The sequence below is a fragment of the Kribbella sp. NPDC023855 genome, assembly GCF_040639475.1.
In the GTDB taxonomy this organism is placed as follows: Bacteria; Actinomycetota; Actinomycetes; order Propionibacteriales; family Kribbellaceae; genus Kribbella.
This window is the reverse complement of record NZ_JBFAAA010000009.1, coordinates 147485-162810: the sequence shown is the minus strand read 5'-3', so window position 1 is coordinate 162810 and position 15326 is coordinate 147485. Positions and strand designations below refer to the sequence as shown.

Annotated in this window: 16 protein-coding genes; 6 read left to right on the top strand and 10 right to left on the bottom strand. The window is 68.3% G+C overall.

The window, feature by feature from the left end; genetic code table 11:
• Positions 1-4 precede the first annotated feature (4 nt).
• Entirely contained in the window at positions 5-1009 is a 1005-nt protein-coding gene (locus AB0F51_RS27995) for a LacI family DNA-binding transcriptional regulator (RefSeq protein ID WP_360284687.1), read from the top strand.
• 19 nt (positions 1010-1028) lie between these two features.
• Here the strand turns inward: AB0F51_RS27995 and AB0F51_RS27990 are convergent, their stop codons facing one another.
• Complete coding sequence (locus AB0F51_RS27990; protein ID WP_360284686.1) at positions 1029-1337, bottom strand: metalloregulator ArsR/SmtB family transcription factor; 309 nt, start codon at positions 1335-1337, stop codon at positions 1029-1031.
• A gap of 55 nt (positions 1338-1392) precedes the next feature.
• Entirely contained in the window at positions 1393-1827 is a 435-nt protein-coding gene (locus AB0F51_RS27985) for a MarR family transcriptional regulator (protein WP_360284685.1), read from the bottom strand.
• A 76-nt stretch (positions 1828-1903) separates the two neighbouring features.
• Between AB0F51_RS27985 and AB0F51_RS27980 the strand changes: the two genes are divergently transcribed.
• The gene (locus AB0F51_RS27980) at positions 1904-2530 is read left to right on the top strand and encodes a maleylpyruvate isomerase family mycothiol-dependent enzyme (protein WP_360284683.1); all 627 of its coding nucleotides are present in this window, start codon (positions 1904-1906) and stop codon (positions 2528-2530) included.
• 25 nt (positions 2531-2555) lie between these two features.
• Here the strand turns inward: AB0F51_RS27980 and AB0F51_RS27975 are convergent, their stop codons facing one another.
• Complete coding sequence (locus tag AB0F51_RS27975; protein WP_360284682.1) at positions 2556-3437, bottom strand: LuxR C-terminal-related transcriptional regulator; 882 nt, start codon at positions 3435-3437, stop codon at positions 2556-2558.
• A complete protein-coding gene (locus tag AB0F51_RS27970) occupies positions 3428-4597 on the bottom strand; it encodes a histidine kinase (protein WP_360284680.1) in 1170 nt (389 codons plus the stop codon). The genes AB0F51_RS27975 and AB0F51_RS27970 overlap by 10 nt, the downstream gene beginning before the upstream one ends.
• A gap of 132 nt (positions 4598-4729) precedes the next feature.
• Here AB0F51_RS27970 and AB0F51_RS27965 point away from each other — a divergent pair, with 132 nt between their 5' ends.
• Both AB0F51_RS27965 and AB0F51_RS27960 read left to right on the top strand, forming a co-directional pair.
• A complete protein-coding gene (locus AB0F51_RS27965) occupies positions 4730-5410 on the top strand; it encodes a DedA family protein (RefSeq protein ID WP_360284678.1) in 681 nt (226 codons plus the stop codon).
• Between the two features lie 59 nt (positions 5411-5469).
• Entirely contained in the window at positions 5470-6084 is a 615-nt protein-coding gene (locus AB0F51_RS27960; protein WP_360284676.1) for an NAD(P)H-dependent oxidoreductase, read from the top strand.
• Positions 6085-6307: 223 nt separating this feature from the next.
• Here AB0F51_RS27960 and AB0F51_RS27955 read toward each other — a convergent pair whose 3' ends face one another.
• From AB0F51_RS27955 to AB0F51_RS27930, 6 genes are all read right to left on the bottom strand, one after another.
• Positions 6308-8812 (bottom strand): FtsX-like permease family protein, encoded by a 2505-nt coding sequence (locus tag AB0F51_RS27955; protein WP_360284674.1) that lies wholly within the window; start codon positions 8810-8812, stop codon positions 6308-6310.
• Positions 8809-9633, bottom strand: a complete 825-nt coding sequence (locus AB0F51_RS27950; RefSeq protein WP_360284673.1) for an ABC transporter ATP-binding protein — start codon at positions 9631-9633, stop codon at positions 8809-8811. The genes AB0F51_RS27955 and AB0F51_RS27950 overlap by 4 nt, the downstream gene beginning before the upstream one ends.
• A 115-nt stretch (positions 9634-9748) precedes the next feature.
• Complete coding sequence (locus tag AB0F51_RS27945; protein WP_360284671.1) at positions 9749-10645, bottom strand: aminoglycoside phosphotransferase family protein; 897 nt, start codon at positions 10643-10645, stop codon at positions 9749-9751.
• Positions 10642-11580 carry a Gfo/Idh/MocA family oxidoreductase gene (locus tag AB0F51_RS27940; protein ID WP_360284670.1) on the bottom strand — a complete coding sequence of 313 codons (939 nt, stop codon included), beginning with the start codon at positions 11578-11580 and terminating at the stop codon, positions 10642-10644. Before AB0F51_RS27940 ends, AB0F51_RS27945 begins: the two co-directional genes overlap by 4 nt.
• A 129-nt stretch (positions 11581-11709) precedes the next feature.
• Positions 11710-11928: a hypothetical protein gene (locus tag AB0F51_RS27935; RefSeq protein WP_360284668.1), complete on the bottom strand. Its 219-nt coding sequence runs from the start codon at positions 11926-11928 to the stop codon at positions 11710-11712.
• A gap of 65 nt (positions 11929-11993) precedes the next feature.
• Positions 11994-12608, bottom strand: a complete 615-nt coding sequence (locus tag AB0F51_RS27930) for a TetR/AcrR family transcriptional regulator (RefSeq protein ID WP_360284667.1) — start codon at positions 12606-12608, stop codon at positions 11994-11996.
• Between the two features lie 109 nt (positions 12609-12717).
• On the opposite strand from AB0F51_RS27930, the gene AB0F51_RS27925 reads away from it, so the two are divergent.
• Together AB0F51_RS27925 and AB0F51_RS27920 are read left to right on the top strand one after the other, a co-directional pair.
• Entirely contained in the window at positions 12718-13734 is a 1017-nt protein-coding gene (locus AB0F51_RS27925; RefSeq protein ID WP_360284666.1) for a hypothetical protein, read from the top strand.
• Positions 13735-13914: 180 nt separating this feature from the next.
• Entirely contained in the window at positions 13915-15312 is a 1398-nt protein-coding gene (locus AB0F51_RS27920) for an extracellular solute-binding protein (protein WP_360284664.1), read from the top strand.
• Positions 15313-15326 lie beyond the last annotated feature (14 nt).

Genomic DNA, 15326 nt, shown 5'->3' with positions numbered 1-15326 from the left:
CGACATGAACGATTCCCGTCCCACCATCGAAACCGTCGCGGCCAGGGCGGGGGTGGGGCGGGGCACCGCGTCGCGAGTGGTCAATGGATCGTCCCAGGTCAGCCCCGCCGCACGGGCTGCCGTGCTCAAGGCGATCGACGAGCTGGGCTACGTACCGAACCGGGCGGCCCGCAACCTGGTGACCCGGCGTACCGACTGTGTGGCGCTGGTGATCTCGGAGCCGGGCGACCGGCTGTTCAGCGAGCCGTACTTCGCCGGGATCGTGCGTGGCATCAGCTCGGCGATGGCCCAGACCCAGCTGCAGCTGTGGCTGTCGATGGTCTCGAGCTCGAGTGAGCGCGAGCGGACCGGCCGCTTCCTGACCCGCGAGCATGTCGACGGCGTGTTGATGCTTTCTCAGCACGCCGACGACCCGCTGCCGGCGCAGGTCCGGGCCAGGGGACTGCCGCTGGTGCTGTGCGGTCAGCCGCTGGCCGCGAGTCCGGACGTTGGCGAGATGCCCTTCGTCGACGCCGACAATGCGACCGGCGGGCGCCAGGCTGCGCAGTACCTGCTGGAGCTGGGTCGCCGCCGGATCGCCTGTGTTGCCGGACCGCAGGACATGGCTGCCGGGGTGGCGCGGTTGGAGGGGTTCCGCGAGGTGGTCGGCGGCGACCTGGTCGAGTACGGCGACTTCAGCGAGGAGAGTGGAGCCAAGGCGATGACGGCTCTGCTGGAGCGGGAGCCGGAGCTGGATGCTGTGTTCGCGGCGTCCGACCCGATGGCCTTCGGGGCGATGCGGGTGCTGAAGGCGGCTGGGCGGCGGATTCCCGAGGATGTGGCCGTCGTCGGCTTCGACGGATCGCCGGGTGGCCGGCATACCGATCCGCCGCTGACCTCGGTGTTCCAGCCGACCGAGGAGATGGGCCGGGAGATGACCCGGTTGCTGCTCGGCCAGTTGGCCGGCGACCAGGCGACGGAGTCTCAGGTCATCCTGGAGACCCGGTTGGAGCTGCGCGGCAGCGCCTGAGCCGGGGTGGGCCTTGGGGTCAGCTGTCCATCTGGTCGAGATGGGCTTCGATGGCGTCGAGGCGGTCGCGCCAGAGGTAGCGGTAGGGCTCCAGCCAGGAGTCGATCTCGAGGAGCGGGGCTGGGCGGAGGCGGTACCACCGGCGTTGGGCCTCCTGGCGGACCTCGACCAGGCCGGCGTCGCGCAGTACCTTCAGGTGCTTGGAGACGGCCGGCTGGCTCAGGTCGAGTTCGTCGACCAGGTCGCCGACAGGTCGCTCGCCGTCGCGGAGCAGATCGAGGATCTGCCGGCGCCGGGGCTCCGCCAGCACCTCGAACGTAGTTGCCATACCAGGAATATACGCGGTGGCCGCGGCTCGCTGACGGCTGTTGGCGCGCCTGGGCCTAGGCGTACGGGTCGGTGATTTCTCGCAGGGACAGGAGTGCCTGGCGGAGTTGCGTGGCCTGGGTGGCGCCGAGGTGTGCGGTCCACTCGGCCTCGACCTCGGCCACCACGGCCGCCGCGATCGGGATGGTCTCCGCGCCGCGCTCGGCGATCTGGACCAGTCGCGCCCGGGCATCGGTCGGATCCGGCACCCGGCGGACGTACCCGGCTCGCTCCAACTGGTCGACCAGGAAGCCGGCCGTCTGCTTGGTCACCTGGGCCTGCTCAGCGAGCTCGGTCAAGCGGGTCCCGGTTGCGCCGATCCGCTGGAACACCCGGGCTTGCGCCGGCGTGATGTCGCCGAACCCGGCCTCGGCGAGCCGCTCGAAGACGCGGGTTTCCAGTGCGCGGTACGGGATGAACAGCAGCAGCCCGAGGTTCACGTCGTCCGCCATCCCGTCATCTTGACTGTTGGTCAGAGAGGCTGTCTAATCTAGTAAGAGAATCTTACTACTTCGCCGGGGGTGCAGGATGCAGACCGAACAGAGCTGGCGGTACGTCGACGCCGAACGCGCCGCGCTGGCCGACCTGCTCTCCGGGCTGACCGAGGCGCAGTGGTCGACGCCCTCGGTCTGTCCTGGCTGGACCGTGCGGGACGTCGCCGCGCACGTGATCTCCTCGCCGCAGGCACGCGTCCTGCCGGTGCTGGGCGGGATGGTCCGGGCGCGAGGCGACTTCAACCGGTTCGTGTTCGAGGCGGCTCGGCAGGCGGGCGCGCACTACTCGGGGGAGGAGATCGTCGCTCAGTATCGGCGCTTCGCCGGCTCCCGCCGTCACCCCATCGGCACTACGCCCGCCGACCCGCTGCTCGACGTGCTCGTCCACACCCAAGACATCGTCGTACCTCTTGGCCTCACCCACGAGATGCCGGTCGAGGCTGCGGCGGCTGCCGCCGACCGGGTCTGGTCCAAGTCTTTCCCGTTCAAGGCCCGCAAGCGCTTGACCGGCTTGCGACTGGTTGCCTCCGACATCGATTGGTCAGCGGGTGTGGGCAAAGAGATCCGCGGGCCGATCGCCGACCTGCTGCTCCTGCTCACCGGCCGCAAACCTTCCCGGCTGTCCGGCGCCGGTATCGAGCATCTCTCCGAGAAGAGCTGACTGCCGGCAGCCGGTGCTGCCGGGGTTAGGTGCCGAGGTATTGGAGGATGGCGAGGACTCGGCGGCTGTAACCGGTGACGTGGTTGAGGTCGAACTTGTCGAAGATCGAGTTGATGTGCTTTTCGACCGCGCTCTGGGAGATGAACAGGGCTTCGGCAATGGCTGAGTTGATCTGGCCCTCGGCCATCTTCGCGAGGACGTCGTGTTCGCGAGGTGTCAGGCGGTTGAGTGGGTCGGTGTGGGTGGTGCGGGCGAGGAGCTGCCGCACCATGTCGGGGTCGAACGCGACTCCGCCGGTGCCGACCCGGTCCAGGGCGTGGAGGAACTCCTCGACGTGCATCACCCGGTTCTTCAGCAGATAGCCGACGCGGTCCTGCCCGGAGACGATCAGCTCGGTCGCATAGGCCTTCTCCACGTACTGCGAGAGCACGAGGACGCCGATCGACGGCCACTGCTCCCGGATCGCCAGCGCCGCCTGGATGCCCTCGTCGGTGTGGGTCGGCGGCATCCGCACATCCACCACCACAACATCCGGCAAGCCACCTGGGACGGTGCCGGCGGACAGTTGATCTGCGGTGCCGGCGGTCGGCTGGTCGGTGGACGGCTGGTCGGTGGTGCCGGCGGACGGTTGGTCGGTGGACGGGTGGTCGGTGGTGCCGGCGGACAGTTGATCGGTGGTGCCGGCGGACGGTTGGTCGGTGGACGGGTGGTCGGTGGTGCCGGCGGACGGTTGGTCGGTGGACGGGTGGTCGGTGGTGCCGGCGGGCAGGTCGGCTACAGCTTTGATGGCGGTCAGGAGGGAGTCGGCGTCGCCTACCGAGGCGAGGACCTCATGGCCTTCTTCCCGCAGCAGCTTGGCCATGCCTTCGCGGAGCAGGACGTGGTCTTCGGCAAGCATCACCCGCATGGCAGTTCCGCCTTCACGATCGTCGGGCCACCGGCGGGACTGTCGACGGTGAAGCGTCCGTCTCCGGCGGCGACCCGGCCGGCCAATCCGCTGAGGCCGCGGCCCGCGGGGTCGGCGCCGCCGCGGCCGTTGTCGGTGACTCGCACGATCAGTTGACCGCCGCTCTGGGTGAGGCTGATCTCGAGCTTGTCCGCAGCGGAGTGTTTCGCGGCATTCGTGACCGCCTCGGAGACGACGAAATAGGCGACCGTCTCGACGGCGACGGGGAGCCGCGCCGGCAGGTCGTAGTACAGGCTGACCGGGATGCTGGAGCGGTCGGCCAGGACTGCGATGACGTCGCGGAGGCCGAGTTGGTCGAGCACGGTCGGGTACACCCGCCAGGCGACTTCGCGGAGATCGTCGAGCGCTTGCTCGGATGCTTCGTGGGCCTGCCGGACGAGCTCGGCCGCCTGCGCCGGGTCCTTGGCCCGGCGAGCGCGACTGAGCAGCAACCCGAGGGCGACCAGTCGCTGCTGGACGCCGTCGTGCAGATCGCGCTCGATGCGCCGGCGCTCGTCGTTCACCACCTCGACCACCTCGGCCCGGCTCAAGGTCAGCTCGGACACGCGGCGGGCGAGCAACTCCTCGGTCGAGGGCGCCAGGTAGCGGCGGGCCAGCCGGGCGTCCAGGACCGGTACGCCGATGATGCCCATCACGTTCAGGTAGAGCAGAATCAACCCCGGCAGCGAGACGGCAGCGAGCGAGAGCAGGCTGACTCCTCCGCCGTCCTCGATGAAGGCCCAGTCGCCCCCGAGCAGCCACGCCGACACCATCGAACCGGCCACCACCAGGCCGAGCAGGAGAAGCAGTAGGACGAAACCGCCGAGCATCCCGATCGGCCAGCGTCTGGCGATGTAGCGGAACGCCGCGCGATCGGAGTACGGGCCGAGGTCGCGGACGCCGTGGAAGCGGGCGAGACGTCGCTGCTCCAGCCGCGCCAGTTGCCGGGAGCAACGATGTCCGAAGCCGACCACGCGCGGACGGGAGCGCGGCGCCGCGACGATGGGCAGGAGCGCGAGGCTGGACACGACCAGGAAGGCGAGCTCGACCGCGCCCAGCAGTGCACCGAGCACCACCCCTGCCAGGGTGGTGCCCGCTCGCACCACGACGCGATTCCGCATGGAGGCAAGGTTAGTGGGCACCGAACGTGAGGGGACTGTGGTTTTCCACAGTTCTGTACTGTGGAAAAGCCGAGGAAACACGACGGTCGACCGCAGGGTGCGAGAGGTGTTCGCGGACCTAGCGTCGACGCCATGACCCCGACGAACCAGGTGATGATGAGCGCGATTGCGCAGGCGACGGACCAACCGACCGATGGCGTGGCGGGCTGGGCCATCGATCTGATGGAGAAGATGGGTGCCCCGGGCGCCGGCTTGGCGGTAGCCCTGGAAAACCTCTTTCCTCCGCTGCCGAGCGAGGTGATCCTGCCGCTGGCGGGCTTCGCGGCCAACCGTGGCGACCTCGGGCTGTTCAACTCCATTCTGTTCACCACGCTCGGCTCGGTGGTCGGCGCGCTCGCCCTGTACGGCGTGGGTGCCGTGCTCGGCCGGGACCGGACCCGGTCGCTGGCTGCCCACCTGCCGCTGGTGAAGGTGGCCGATGTCGACAAGGCGGAGGAGTGGTTCGCGCGGCATGGTGCCAAGGCGGTGCTGATCGGCCGGTGTGTGCCGGTGGTGCGCAGCCTGATCTCGGTGCCGGCCGGGGTGGAGCGGATGAAGATACCGCTCTTTCTCACGCTGACGGCGATCGGCAGTCTGGTCTGGAACTCGGCACTGATCATCGCCGGCTATGCGCTGGGCGAGAAATGGCACGTGGTGGAGTCGTCGGTCGGCGTTCTTCAGTATGTGGTGCTGGCCACCGCGGCGGCGTTGGTTGTTTGGTTCGTGGTTGTCAAGCTGAAGGCGAAGCGTTCACCAGCTGAGAATGTCGAGTAGCTCGCTCGACTTTGGCTAGGCTCGAGACCTCACTGCCGAACCTCTGGAGATGCGTCCCGATGCCCTCACTCGCCTTCGAGCCGCGGATCGTGCCCGACCCGCCGATCTGGCCGCAGTCCGTCGTCACCGTGGTGGGTAATCCCAAACCGGGTTCCCGTACGGCGGCGGCTGCCGCGGCCGTCGCGGAGTTGCTCGCCTCCGAGCTCGGTACGCCGTACCGGATCGACGAGTTGGTGGATCTGGTCACCTTCGCGCCGGCCATCTTCCAGGGGGAGCAGGCGGCGGAGGAGTCTCGGGAGGCGCTGGAGAGTGCGATCGAGCTGGTGTCGTCGGCGTCGGTGATCGTGGTGGCTACGCCGGTTTACAAAGGCAGCTATACGGGGTTGTTGAAGAGCTTCCTTGATGTGTTGCCGCATCAGGCGTTGGCGGGGGCGGTGGTGGTGCCGGTGACCGTGTCGGCTGCGCCTAGCCATCGGTTGCTGGCTGACATTCATCTGCGTCCGGTGCTTGCCGAGCTCGGCGCGAGCGTGCCGACTCCGCCGGTGGCGCTGGAGGAGAAAGACTTCGAAGACCTGCAGTTGCCGGTCTCCGCTTGGCTTCGCGCGAACGCCGGGCTGGTCCAGGCAACCACCATCGCGCTGCAACCCGTAGCTGAACCAACCCCCGCTCAATAAGAACAGCCGGATCGCGCTGGGCGCGATCCGGCTGGCGGTGGGTGGGGGTGGTTGCCGGAACCACGGGGTGGGCGGGGAGGCACGGCGGGCCTGGAGGTCGGGGCGGGAGCTCGGCGCCCGCTCTCGCGCCGTTCGAGCCGGCGGCCCGGCGCCCGCGCCGGGGCGCCCACTCTCGCGCCGCTCGAGGCGGCGGTCCGGCGCCCGCGCCGGCGCGGGTGGGTGGTTAGTCGGTTCGGGTGGCGGCTTCGGCTGGGCGGGTGGTGAGGGTTTTGGTGGCGGGGAGGAGGGTGGAGAGCATGGTGAGGGCGAAGGCGATGGTGATGATGGCGAGGTAGATCCAGATCGGTCCTGAAGGGAGGGCTGAGGTGGAGACTGCTGAGGCGAAGGGGAGCAGGGTTCCCAGGGCTACCAAGGTGCCGAGGACTATGCCGGCCAGGGCGATCAGGACGCCTTCGGTGGTGAGCATTCGTAGGACCTGACCTCGGGTTGAGCCCGTCAGGCGCTGCAGGCCGAACTCGCGTCGGCGGCGGACCGTCGACGAAGCCAGGGTGTTGACGACTGAGACCGCGGTGTAGGCGATCAGCATGCCGACCAGCAGGTAGTTGATCCACGCCTGCGTCTTCAGGTCTTCGTTGTTGCCGGCGATCAACGCCTCCCGATCGGCAACCTGTACGCCGGGAGTCGCCGCCGCCAGCTCGCTGAGCGCCGGCCCGATCGCCGCACCCGGCTCGGCACGTACCAGGATCTGCGGCACCAACTGGTTCGTGGTGTGAGCGGCAACCAGTTCGGCCGGGAGCACGATGCTTTCGTAGCCACGTTCGGCGGAGAAGGTCGCGATCACTCGCAGATCGACCGAGGCCCCGTCGCCGAGCGTCATCTTGATCGACGTGCCGACACCGCGCTGGATCTTCTCCGCGACGCGATCAGGCAGGGCGACCGTGTTGCCCGTCAGCCCTTCGAGTGAACCCGCCGTCAGCTTGATCGGTGCAGCGCCGTCCGGACCCTGAGCGGAGAGTCCCTGCAGCAAGGCGCCTTCTTCGTCGAAGGGAGCGTTTCGCGGCTCGTCGATGACGCCGTTGCTGGTCACGTAGGCGGAGGCGCTGGCCACGCCCGGCAGTGCCTGCACCTGGGGGAGCAGCGAAGGTGACAGACCCGCTGCGGTCGACACGAGTACGGCGTCGGCGCGCAGCTCCTTGGTGAAGGCCTTCGAAGCGGCGTCGACCTGCGTGGTCTGCATGTAGATGTTGGCGGTCGCGATACCGACGGCGAGCATCACCGGCATCACCGCGGCCGACATCGCGACGGATCGCGCCGTCACGTTGAGGATCGCGAGCCGGCCGTTCACCCGGCTGACGGCGTACAGGGGCCAGCGGAGGATAGCGAGCACGGCCTTGGTGGCCAGCGGGCCGAGGGTGGCAAGACCGATCGCCAAGCAGAGTACGGCGGGTCCTGCAGTCGCTCCTGCCAGCGGTCCGGTCATCACGGTGCCCGTGACGATCATCAGCGCGACACCGCCGCCGAGGAAGAGCAGCCCGGTCACCATCCGCACCCAGCTGAACCACTTGCGCTGCAGCGACGCCTCGACCAGCGCCTCGACCGGCCGGATCTTGGCCGAGCGGCGGCCTGCCATCAGCGCGGCACCGACAGCAGCCAGTACTGCGGCCCCGGCGCCGGCCGCGAACGGGATCAAGCCCTGGTAGAAGGTGACGTCCGGAGAGGCCACCCCGTTCGCCGACAGCCGGTCGAACAGGAATCGGCCGAGCAAAGCGCCAGGGATAACACCGACCAGGACCGCGGGCAGCGAGACCAGCATCGCCTCGCCGAGGATCATCCGCCGGACCTGACCAGGTGTCGTCCCGATGCTGCGCAGCAACGCGAACTCCCGTTGCCGCTGCTGGGCGGCCAGCGCCAGCGTCGAAGCGACCACGAACATCATCGTCATCGTCGCGATGCCACCGAACGAGCCCGCGACCGAGATCAGCACGACCTTCTTGGCACTCGCGTCCGGGTGCTCGACCACCCCGCGATCCAGCCCGGACAGCGCCGACACCTCGGCCGTCGTCTCGATCTTCTTCCGGAGCGCCTTCAGATCGGTGCCAGGGGCAACCAGTACGCCGAGCGAGGCGAACTGCCCCGGCCGGTTGGCGAACCGGCTCGCTTCCCGGTCGGAGAAGAACGTGTGCCCAGCCGGCCCGGCGGCGATACCGCTGACGGCGAAGGTGGTCTGCTGGCCACCGACCAGCAGGTTCACCTTGCCGCCGACCTTCGCCGTGAGCTGCTGCGCGGTCGTCGCGTCCAGCACGACCTCGCCGGCGCGAGGCGCAGTACCAGAAGTGAGGTTGTAAGGAGCCAGTACTGCGGAAGCCCAGTTGTGGCCCTCGCCTTGGTTGAAGCCGGACCCGACGGCGACGGGTGTCGGGAAGGTCAGGTCGCCGACGACGTCCGTGACTCCTTCCAGGGAACGGATCTTGGTTGCCACCGACGCGTCGACGCCGACCTGCTCGGTCAGCTGAGTGGCATCCTCCTGACCCGGACGCAGGTGCGTGAGCTCGCCCGTGACCACGATCGGAGCGGCCCCGAGGCGCTCGGGGGTCACGTTGGAGCGGATGCCGGTCTCCATCAGACCGCCGCAGGCGAGCACGATCGCAGTGCCGAAGATGACGGCGACGAAGGTCGCGATGAAACCGCTCTTGCGGTAGCGCAGGGTGCGGACGGCGAGGCGCATCATCGAGCGACCGCCTCGGCTGCGAGGCTCCCCTGAGCGGCGCGGGCCGCGTGGGCAGCACGGGCGGCGCGGGCGCCGAGGTGGGTGAGCCGGTCAGCGACCTGCTCGGCGGTCGGCGACAACATGCTGCCGGCCAGGACACCGTCGGCGAGGAAGACCACCTGATCGGCGTACGACGCGGCGACGGGATCGTGCGTCACCATGACCACGGTCTGGCCTTGGGTGCGGACCGGCTCACGCAGCAGGTCGAGCACGTCGGCAGCGGTCTGAGTGTCGAGGGCACCGGTCGGCTCGTCGGCGAAGATGACCGCGGGCCGGGCGACCAGGGCGCGGGCGATCGCGACGCGCTGCTGCTGGCCACCGGACAGTTCGCCGGGGCGGCTCTTGTGCTTGCCGCTCAGACCGACCCGGTCCAGCACCTCGCGGACGGCGGCCTTGTTGGGACGACGGCCGTCGAGCTCCTGCGGCAGCGTCACGTTCTGCCAGACCGTCAGCGCGGGCAGCAGGTTGAACGACTGGAAGACGAAGCCGATCCGCTCGCGGCGGAGCTCGGTCAGCTGCCGCTCGTTCAGGCCGGCCAGCGGTACGTCGTCGATCGCGACCGTGCCGGAGGTCGGCCGGTCGAGTCCTGCCGCGCAGTGCAGGAAGGTGCTCTTGCCGGAGCCGGACGGGCCCATCACGGCAGTGAAGGTGCCGCGCGCGAAGCTGATGCTGACACCGTCCAGCGCGGTGACGGCGTTGCCGCCCCGGCCGTAGATCCGGCGTACGTCCTGGAGAACCACCGAGTCGTTCGACCGGCTGAGTTCTTGTTGCTTGCGCCTCATGGCTGCCCCTTGAAGTTCTTTCCCGACTGACGAGAAAGACGCTACGGAGCGGCAGCCGCCGTCCCCAGGGAGCTGGGCAGCCTCACGGGGTGGTGCTAGGTCCCCTGTTTCCCGGTCACAGGCGGTCCAGCTCGTCGTTCAGGAGCTGGGTCACCCGCCGGACCGTTGCCTGGTGGTCCGGGCCGTCGTAGCCGCGGGGTGCGCCTTCGATCAGCATGATCAGGTAGAGATAGAGGCGGTACAGCGAGATGGTTTCGCTGAGTTCGACGCTTCCGTAGCCGGCCAGGAACTCGGGATCCACCGACGACTCGAACAAGGTCAGCGAGACGAACTCCGCGACCGGATCGCCCCACATCGCCCGCTCGCCGTCGATCAGGCCGGTGATGCGTCCGTCCTGGACGAGAATGTTGCCGTCCCACAGGTCGAAGTGGATCAACCGGGGAGTCTGTACTTCGTCCAGCAGCTTCACCCGGTCGAGGACGAGCCGGCGGAGCTGCTCGGCCGGCCGGGGCAGTTCCACCGCGAACCTGTCGGCGTCGCCGAGCACATCGTCGATCATCGACAGGAACGCCGCGCCCCAGGTCGTGACCAAACCCTTCTGCGGATAGCCGAACCCTGATCCGGTCACCTCGTGCAGCGTCGCCACGATGCCACCCAGCTCGCGCCGAAGGCCGGCTCGCTCGGGGCCGGTGACACCGCGCATCGTCGTACCGGGGAGGGCTGTCATCAGCAGGTAGTCGGTGCCGGTGTGCACGACTTCGGGGACGGGCGCCTTGCCGCGGGCCGCCTGGTAGAACATCGCTTCGGTGTGGATCAGGTCTTGTTCGTATGACATCACCGGTGCGGTGGGATCCGGAGACAGCTTGAGGATCAGGTCGGTGCCGATGCGGTAGACGGTGTTGAAGGTGCCCTCGGTCAGTTCGGTGATCTCGGTCTGCGGGCCGAGCTCGACGCCGGCTTCGCGCATTAGTTCGTGCAAGGCGGCGCGATCGAGGTAGCGCTTGTTGCTCATCGGGCCCCTTCGCCTGGCCGTTCCGCTGCGTGGCGGCGCAAGGCGTCAGCGTAGATCTCGTCCATCAGGGTGATCCGCGGAACGGCCGCGGCCAGGTCGTCCGTGGTGCTGTCGAGGATCCGGGTGAGCTGGTGTTCGTAGTACGCGATGGGCGGGAAGTCGATCTCGCGAGGGGTGCCGTCGGCCGGGGTGACGATCAACGTGAGGCCGGCTGGTCCGGCGAGCGGGCGGAGGAAGTCGCGCAGGGTGACTGTCGCCCGCTCGAAAGTGAAGACGTGTTCTGATGCCTGCTGGTCACCGACGTCGGCGATCAGAGTCGCCATGACATCAGTTGCCCAACGCAACGAAGCTTCGAACGAGCAGTCCGGCCCGTCGCAGTCCGATCGCCCTTCGGCCAGCACGGGATCCAGGCCGATCGTTGCCTGGATCGCTTGCAGCCAATAGCTTGCGGCGTCGAAGAAGATGCTGCCGCCGTGGTCGGGGCGTTCCGCGAACGTGATCCGGGTGGTGGCTGAGAGCAACGAACCGTACGGCTCCTCGTCCACGAACTCGTGGACTGTCCGCTGCCACGGATGGTCCGCGGTCGGGACCGCTTCGAAGACCTTCACGTCCGCGGCGGCGAAGGCCAGTTCGTCGACCTCGTCAGCGGTGAGGCACAGCGGCTTCTCGACGATCACGTGTTTGCCGGCGACGGCGGCCCGGACCGCCCAGCGATGATGAGCCGCGTTCTGCTCGGAGATGTAGACGGCGTCGATCGCCGGGTCGGCCAGCAGTGCCGCATAGGTGTCGTGCACAACCGGGATGCCGTGCCGGTTCGCGTACTCCTTGGCGCGGACCGGGTCATCGGCCGCGACCGCTGTGATGCCGACGCCCTGCTGGAGCAGGGTGCGTTCGGCGAGCTCGGTGGCGCCGATCAAGCCGATCTCGAGCGGCATCGGTCATCCCCCCGTGGGTGTGTGGGCTCTTACTTCAAGGTTTGAAATAACCCCGCGTGAGACAAGCTAACCGGTTAAGTCATGAGTCTCAAGCGATTGCCGGATCCGGCCGCGCGGAGCCTCGGACGGTCAGAGGTCCTCGGGGGAGGGGAGTGGGCTTTTGCGCTCGTTCTGGACCCGGAGCTCGACGCGCGACTCGGCCGCGGTCGGGTGCCACATTTCCTCGAACGGGCCCATCATCGAGGCGCCGATGCCCCGTCGCCGCGAGCGGGCCGCGGCCCAGGCAAGCAGGCCGAGAAGGCCGCCCACCGCAGCCAGACTCACCAGCAAAATCCAGATACCGCCCATCCGGTCCCACCTCCACCCGAAGGACGTCGACCGGGAAGCAATCGTTCCCGGCAGCACGTGGGCGGTCAGGTCGACTTGGGAGCGGGCTGCTGAAGCAGGGCTGCCAGGCCGGCTGAGTAGCTGTCCGGGGTGACGTCTCCGAGGATCAGCCGCTGCAGCAGGAATCCCGGCAGCAGTCCGAAGAGGACCTGGGCGACGTGTTCCGGGTCCGTGTCCGGATCGATCGTGCCGTCCTTCTGGCCCCGCTCGGCCACCGCGACGAACTTCCCGCGCACCAGCCGGTACTTCGAGGACGCGGTCGCCATGATCGTCTCGTTGTGCAGCGCCTCGGCCCAGGCCTGGATCGCCACCCTGGTCAGGTCGCCGGCAGGTTGCTCGGCGAGTCTGAGGACGTGGTCCAGCGCGGCCCGGATCGCGATTGCCGGGCTGAGCGGCTCCTCGGTCGCCAGGATCCGGTCGAAGAGCTCGTCGATCGTGCTCAGCGCGTCGTCGGCGATCGCCGCGACGATCTCGTCCTTGCTCTTGAAGTACCCGTAGACCGCGCCGGCCGACAGTCCGGAGGTGCGGATCACGTCGGCCATCGTCGTTTTGTGGAAGCCCTGCTCGATGACGCAGTGGCGCGCCGCCACGATGATCTCGTTGCGGCGGCTGGCGCGGTGTTCGTCCGAAACCTTGGGCACTCGTCGAACATAAAACGAATGTCCGTTCTTGACAACTGGAGCTCCGCCCGCCACGCTCGGATCAATAGAGAACGGTCATTCGTTTTTCATCCCGAGGAGCTGACCCGAGATGTCCACGGACCAACCCGCCACCGCGGAGCGCCGCCGTCCCCCGGTCGCGGTCGTCGTCACCCTGCTGACCGCAGTACTGACCGTCCTGCTGATCGCCTTCGCCTGGCCGGCCGCCCGGTCCGAGCCGCGGGATCTTCCGCTCGCCGTCGCCGGTCCCGCGCCGGCTGTCGCGCAAGTGCAGGGCAGCCTCGAGAAGGCGATGCCCGGCGGGTTCGAGATCACCGCAGTACCGGATCGGGCGGCGGCGGTCAGGGCGATCGAGGACCGGGACGTGTACGGCGCGATCGTGCTCGACCCGCAGGCGCCCGAGGTGCTCACCGCCTCGGCCGGCGGTCCTGCCGTCGCGCAGATCCTGACCCAGTTGTCGTCACGCATCGCGGCCCAGAATCCCGGCGTACAGGCGAAGGTGACCGATGTGGTGCCGTTGCCGGCTGACGATCCGCGGGGATCCGGACTTGCTGCCGGCGCGCTGCCGCTCGTCCTCGGCGGCATCCTCGGCGCCGCACTGCTGACCCAGTTGGTGCAGGGCGGCGGCAGAAGGATGGCCGGGGCGCTCGCCTACGCGGTGACCGGCGCCCTGGCGCTGGCCGCGGTGCTGCAGTTCTGGCTCGGCTCGTTCGAGGGCAACTACTTCGCCAACGCCGGTGTGATCGCGCTGTCGATCGCGGCGATCTCGCTGACCCTGCTGGGTCTCGAGTGGCTGCTCGGCGCAGCCGGTCTCGGCCTGGGTGCCGCGGTGATGATGCTGCTCGGCAACCCGCTGTCCGGGCTGACCAGCGCGCCGGAGATGCTGCCCAGCGGCTGGGGTGCGCTCGGTCAACTGCTGCCGCCGGGAGCAGCCGGTACTGCGCTGCGCTCCGTGAGCTTCTTCGACGGCGCCGGCGCGGGCAAGCCGTTCGTCGTGCTCGGTTGCTGGATCGCACTGGGTCTGGTGCTCTGCGGACTGGGCGCTGCGCGCAGTCGCGCCAAGAGCGTGGTTCGCGGACGTCACGAGGCGTCACCGGTGACCGTCTGACAGTTGGCGGCGCGGTGACCGGATCGTTACGAACCGGTCGCCGCGTAACCGCGTCGCGACGCCGACAACGTTGTCTCTCAACCATTGACTTCACCGGTCTCAGCCTCCTACGGTCGCGGAAAGCCCAGTGGGTTTGAGCGGTGATACCGGGATGACAACGATTGCCCGAAGGTGGACGTGATGGCCATGAAGAACGGTTTCAAGACAGCGGGTGTGCTCGCCGTCGGAGCACTCCTGCTGGGGGTCTCGGCCTGCAGCCAGGGATCGACGACGAAGACGCCGGAGGCCGGCAGCAGCCAGAGCTCCGGTCCGGCGAACATCAAGATCGCCTACCAGCAGTGGGGCCCCGGCACGGTGATGAAGAACTTCCTCACCGGCGCCAAGGCCGAGTACGAGGCTGCCAACCCCGGCTCGAAGGTCGAGATCGTGCCGATCGTGGCCAGTGAGAACGACTACTACACCAAGCTCCAGTTGATGATGCGGTCGCCGAACACGGCGCCGGACATCGTCTACGAGGACACCTTCCTGATCAACTCCGACATCACCGCGGGGTACCTGAGGCCGCTCGACGACTACATCAAGGACTGGGCGGACTGGAACCAGTTCGAGGACAGCGCCAAGGGCGCCGCGAAGGGCCAGGACGGCAAGACGTACGGCATCCCGGACGGCACGGACACCCGGGCGCTTTGGTACAACAAGCAGATCTTCGCCAAGGCCGGACTGCCGGCCGACTGGCAGCCGAAGACCTGGGACGACGTGCTCAACACGGCGAAGACGATCAAGCAGAAGGTCCCCGGCGTCATCCCGCTGAACGTGTACTCCGGCAAGCCGATGGGTGAGGCGTCCGCGATGCAGGGCTTCGAGATGCTGCTCTACGGCACCAAGGACCCGCTGTACAACTTCGACCAGAGCAAGTGGGTGGTCGGCAGCCAGGGCTTCAAGGACTCGCTCGGCTTCATCAAGACCATCTTCCTGGACGAGAAGGTCGCGCCGCAGCCCAAGCAGTCGCTCGACCCGAACTGGGGCAACAAGGTCGGCAGCGACCTGCTCCCGAACGGCAAGCTCGCGATCGCGCTCGACGGCTCCTGGCTGTACAACAACTGGCAGAAGACCGGCGCCAAGCCGTGGCCGCAGTGGACCGAGGTGCTCGGCCAGACCGCGATGCCGACCCAGAAGGGTGACGGCAAGGGCAAGGTCAGCCTGTCCGGCGGCTGGACCTGGGCGATCCCGGCCAAGTCGAAGTCTCCCGACGCCGCCTGGAACTTCATCAAGACCCTCCAGACGCCGAAGAACGCGACCAAGTACGCCACCGACGGCGCGCAGATCGCGGTCCGCAAGGACGTCGCCGCCGACCCGGGCTACAAGTCGTCGGCCAAGAGCACCCAGTTCTTCACCGACCTGGTCTCGGTCACCGTCTACCGCCCGGCGCTGCCGGAGTACCCGAAGGTCTCCAACGAGATCATCACCGCGATGGAGGCGGTGATGACCGGACAGTCGTCGCCGGAGGAAGCCGCCAAGAACTACGACCAGGCGGTCGAGAGCATCGTCGGCAAGGACAAGACGACCACCGGCCAGTGAGCCCAGCCAGTAGG